Annotated in this window: 4 protein-coding genes; all 4 read left to right on the forward strand. The window is 76.6% G+C overall.

Annotated elements, in window-relative coordinates:
* Positions 1-347: hypothetical protein (locus PYV61_RS20835; protein WP_275835247.1), on the forward strand; the 347-nt coding region annotated here is incomplete at its 5' end.
* Positions 348-414: 67 nt separating this feature from the next.
* Positions 415-1389: a D-glycerate dehydrogenase gene (locus PYV61_RS20840; protein WP_275835249.1), complete on the forward strand. Its 975-nt coding sequence runs from the start codon at positions 415-417 to the stop codon at positions 1387-1389.
* A gap of 99 nt (positions 1390-1488) precedes the next feature.
* Entirely contained in the window at positions 1489-3066 is a 1578-nt protein-coding gene (locus tag PYV61_RS20845) for a globin-coupled sensor protein (RefSeq protein ID WP_275835251.1), read from the forward strand.
* Positions 3067-3136: 70 nt separating this feature from the next.
* Positions 3137-4969, forward strand: a 1833-nt coding sequence (locus tag PYV61_RS20850) for a penicillin acylase family protein (protein WP_275835253.1), incomplete at its 3' end; no start/stop codon positions are given.

The raw sequence follows: 4969 nt of genomic DNA on the forward strand, positions 1-4969 counted from the left end.
GCGCCGCCACGCTGGCCGGCGCGGTGCGCTTCTCGGCCGCGCTGGAGCGCCGCGACGCCGCCGAGATGCGCCGGCTGCTCGCCGCCGGGGGGACGGCCAACGTGCCGCGCGCGCGCATGCTCCAGTGGCTCAACGGCACGCGCGCCGTCACCGCCGAGGTGACGTGGGTCGGCGAGCCGTCGCGCATCGACGGGCGGTGGTCGTTCCCGTTCCGCGCGATCGTGCGCTGGCTCGACGAGTACGGGGCGCAGTCGAGCGAGCAGGGGGCGTTCCGCGCGGTGCTGGCGCGCGACGGCGGCTGGCAGCTGGCCGCCGCGGCGCCGGCGGCGAGCTTTCCCGCGCGCTGAGCCCCGGCGCGGCGGGCGCCCCGCGCGCTCTGCCGCCCCCGCGCGTCGGCCGCTAGCATCCGCCGACATGGCCCCCATCGTCTCCGTGACCCGCCGCCTCCCCGCCGAGGTCGAGGCCCGTCTCGCCGCCGGCTACGACCTCCGGCTCACCGCCGAGGACCGCCCCTCGGACGCCGACTCGCTGGTCGAGGCGCTGACCACCGCCGACGCGGTGCTGTGCACCGTCACCGACCGGATCGACGCGGCGGTGCTGGGCGAGGCCGCGCGCCGCGGGATGCGCGCGCGGATGCTCGCCAACTTCGGCGTCGGCGTGAACCACATCGACCTCGCGGCGGCGCGCGGGCACGGGCTGGCGGTCAGCAACACCCCGGGCGTGCTCACCGACGACACCGCCGACGTCGCGATGGCGCTCATCCTCATGGCCGCGCGCCGGCTCGGCGAGGGGGAGCGCTTCCTGCGCGCGGGGATGTGGAAGGGGTGGAAGCCGTCGCAGCTGCTCGGCATCTCGCTGTCGGGACTCACGGTGGGCGTGGTGGGGTTCGGGCGCATCGGGCAGGCGCTGGCGCGGCGCGCGCACCACGGCTTCGGGATGCGCGTGCGCTACCTCAACCCGTCGGCCAAGGACGCGGAGGCGGCGGCGGTGGGCGCCGAGCGCTGCGCGACGCTCGAGGAGCTGATGGCGACGAGCGACGTCGTGTCGCTCCACTGCCCGGCGACCGAGGGGACGCGGCACCTGATCGACGCGGCGGCGCTGGCGCACGCGCGCCCGGGCTCGATCCTGGTGAACACGGCACGCGGCGACGTGGTGGACGCCGAGGCGGTGGCGGCCGCGCTGCGCGAGGGACGGCTGGCGGCGGCGGGGCTCGACGTGTTCGAGCGCGAGCCGGAGGTGCCCGCGTCGCTGCTCGCGCTGGAGAACGTCGTCCTCCTGCCGCACCTCGGGAGCGCGACCACGCGCACGCGGCGCGCGATGGGCGACAAGGCCGCCGACAACCTCGACGCTTTCTTCACGAACCGGCCGCTCCCCGACCGCGTGGCGTGAGCCGGCGGGGGCAATGACGAAGATGTAACCGCGGCGGGCCGGGACTCCGGACGACACTGGTCGTCAAGCCGGAGTCACACTCCACAGGAGCCCGTCCGCATGTTCTTCCGTCGATCGAAGGCCGCCGAGCAGCTGGCCGAAGTCCCCCGTGGCACCCTCGCCGTCTCGGACCCGAAGGTCGCGGAGCGCATCGCCTTCCTCGGGCTGACCGCGGAGGACCTCGGGATCCTGATGCGGTGGACCGACGTCTGCCGCCAGAACGCCGACGCGATGGTCGACGCGTTCTACGAGCACATCCTGAGCAACAACACGACGCGCGGGGTGCTCGAGTCGCACTCGTCGGTCGAGCGGCAGCGCCCGATGCTGACCCGCTACGTGCTGACGATGTTCGAGGGGAAGGTCGACGACGCGTACGTCATGTACCGCCGGAAGGTGGGCGAGGTGCACGACCGCATCGACCTGGACTCGAACTGGTACGTCGCGATGTACGAGGTGATCCGCCGCGTGCTGGTCGCGTCGGTGGCGAAGACCGGGGCGTCGGCGGCCGACCGGCAGCGCTTCGCGGAGGCGCTGTCGCGGCTGATCCAGCTCGACATCGCGCTGGTCATCACGGCGCTCACCGACTCGCGCCGCGCCCGCATCGAGGCGATGGCGGGGGAGCAGGCGCGCTTCCTCGGCGAGGCCGGGACGGTGCTCACGGCGCTCGGCGGGCGCGACCTGACGCAGCGCGTGCAGGGGAGCTACGCCGGCGACTACGCGCGGCTGCAGGGGGTGCTGAACGGCGCGCTCGACGACCTGACCGAGGCGCTGGCCGAGATCGACGCGGCGAGCACGCAGGTGGCCGCGGCCGCCGAGGAGATCCGCGGGAGCGCGACCGACCTCGCCTCGGGCGCGAACGAGCAGGCGGCGAGCCTGGCGGCGGTGACGTCGCGCGTGCACCGCCTGGGCGAGACGGCCGGCCGCAACGCCGCCGGCGCCGAGCAGGCGAGCGCGCTGTCGGCGCAGGCGCGCGGCGCGACCAACGAGGGCGCGCGCGAGATGCAGCGGCTGGTCTCGGCGATGGACGAGATCCGCGCCAGCTCCGACGCCACCAGCAAGATCGTGAAGACGATCGACGAGATCGCGTTCCAGACGAACCTGCTGGCGCTGAACGCGGCCGTCGAGGCGGCGCGCGCCGGCGACGCGGGGCGCGGCTTCGCGGTGGTCGCCGAGGAGGTGCGCGCCCTCGCGCTGCGCAGCGCCGACGCGGCCAAGCGCACGGCGGAGCTGATCGCCGACGGGCTGAAGCACACGGCGTCGGGCGTCACGCTCACGAAGGAGGCGGTGGCGCAGTTCGAGGCGGTGGAGCGCCGCGTCGGCGAGGTGAACGCGGTGACGGCGACGATCTCCGAGGAGAGCGCGGCGCAGCGCAAGGACGTCTCCGAGGTCGAGGGGTCGGTCGCCGAGGTGGACACGGTGACGCAGCGCGTGGCGGCGACCGCCGAGGAGTCGGCGGCGGCGGCCGAGGAGCTGGCGGCGCAGGCGGCGGTGCTGCAGGACACGGTGCGCCGCTTCCGCCGCGAGAAGGACGGGAAGCGGCCCGCCGCGCCGGCGGGCGCGCCGGCGGCCGAGTCGGGCGGCGCGCGCCCGGGCGTGTTCCGGCAGGAGCGGCGCCGCAGCGCGTTCAGCCAGAACTGACGGCTCCGGCGCGGGCGGTGCGAGCGGGCGGGTCCCTCCCCGGGGGCCCGCCCGCGCGTCATCTTCGGGGATGGGCCGTCCACTCCTCCTGCTCCTGCTCGCCGCCGCGCCGCTCGCCGCGCAGCCGGCCGACACGCTCCGCGCGCCCGGGCTGCGCGCGCCGGTGACGCTGCTGCGCGACTCGGCGGGCGTCGTGCACGTCCGGGCCGCCAGCGAGCACGACCTGTTCTACGCGCAGGGGTGGAACGCCGCGCGCGACCGCCTCTTCCAGCTGGAGCTGTGGCGGCGGCAGGCGACGGGCACGATGGCCGAGGCGCTGGGGCCGCGCTGGGTCGAGCGCGACCGGGCGTCGCGCCTGCTGCGCTACCGCGGCGACATGACGCGCGAGCTGGCGCACTACCACCCGCGCGGCGCGGCCATCGTGCAGGCGTTCGTGGACGGGGTGAACGCGTGGGTGGACCGCGCGGCGCGCGACACGACGCTGCTCCCCCCGGAGCTGCGCGCGCTCGGCATCGCGCCCGGCCGGTGGACGCCGGCGGTGGTCGTGTCGCGCCACAACGCGCTGGTGCAGAACGCCGAGTCGGAGATCGACCGCGCGCAGCTGGTGGCGCGCGTCGGCGCCGCGCGGGTGCGCGCGGTGGGCGCGTTCGAGCCCGACCCGGTGGTGCTCGACCCCGACCCGGCCCTCGACGTGGCGGCGCTGTCCGACAGCGTGCTGGCGATCTTCCGCCTGTACCGCGCCCCGCTCACGTTCGAGCGCGGCGAGGTGCGCACCGCGGCGCTCGACGCCCCGGAGGCGGGGGACGCGTGGGACGGCGCCCGCGAGGGGTCCAACAACTGGGCGGTCGCGGGGGAGCGCACGGCGAGCGGGAAGCCGCTGCTCGCCAACGACCCGCACCGCACGATCGCGGTCCCGTCGCTGCGCTACATGGTGCACCTGACGGCGCCCGGGTGGGACGTGATCGGCGGCGGCGAGCCGGCGATCCCCGGCGTGTCGCTCGGGCACAACCGGCACGGCGCGTGGGGGCTGACCGTGTTCGGCATGGACATGGCCGACGTCTACGCCTACCGCCTCGACCCGAGCGACCACGGGCGGCACCGGTGGCGCGACGGGTGGGCGCGCATCCGCACCGTGGTCGACACGATCCGCGTGCGCGGCGAGGCGCCGCGCGTGGTGCGGCTGCAGTACACGCGGCACGGGCCGGTGACGTGGGTCGACAGCGCGCGGCACCTCGCGTACGCGCTGCGCGCGGCGTGGCTGGAGCCGGGCGGCGCGCCCTACCTCGCGAGCCTGCGCCTCGACCAGGCGCGCACGTGGGACGAGTTCCGCGCCGGGCTGCGCTACGCGCACGTCCCCGCGCTCAACTGGGTGTGGGCCGACACCGGCGGCACGATCGGCTGGCAGGCGGCGGGGATCGCGCCGGTGCGCCGCGGCTGGAGCGGGCTCCTCCCCGTCCCCGGCGACGGGCGCCACGAGTGGGACGGCTTCCTCCCCGTCCCGGAGCTGCCGCACCACGTGAACCCGGCGCGCGGCTGGGTGGGGACGGCCAACGAGATGAACGTCCCCGCCGACTACGCGCGCGCCGACGCAGTGGGGCGCGCGTGGGCGGAGCCGTTCCGCTCGCGCCGGCTGGCCGAGGTGCTCGACTCGGCGCGGAAGCTCACCGTGGAGGACATGACCGCGCTGCAGCACGACGAGACCTCGCTCCCCGCGCGCGCGCTGGTGGCGGCGCTGCGCGAGGCCGCGGTGCCGCCGGCCGCCGCCGCGGCGCGCGCGGCGCTGCCGGCGTGGGACCACGTGCTGCGCGCCGACTCGCCGGCGGCCGGGATCTACGTGGCGTGGGAGCGCGCGCTCTCGCGCACGGTCGCGCGGCGCGCGGGCGCGGGGCCGGTGGCGCTGCGC

Origin of the sequence: Roseisolibacter sp. H3M3-2 (assembly GCF_029211165.1) — a bacterium.
Lineage (GTDB): Bacteria > Gemmatimonadota > Gemmatimonadetes > Gemmatimonadales > Gemmatimonadaceae > Roseisolibacter.

Bases quoted from the DNA above. Each gene is read 5' to 3' on its own strand.
- PYV61_RS20840 (WP_275835249.1), top strand. From the start codon at position 415: ATGGCCCCCATCGTCTCCGTGACCCGCCGCCTCCCCGCCGAGGTCGAG.
- PYV61_RS20845 (WP_275835251.1), top strand. From the start codon at position 1,489: ATGTTCTTCCGTCGATCGAAGGCCGCCGAGCAGCTGGCCGAAGTCCCC.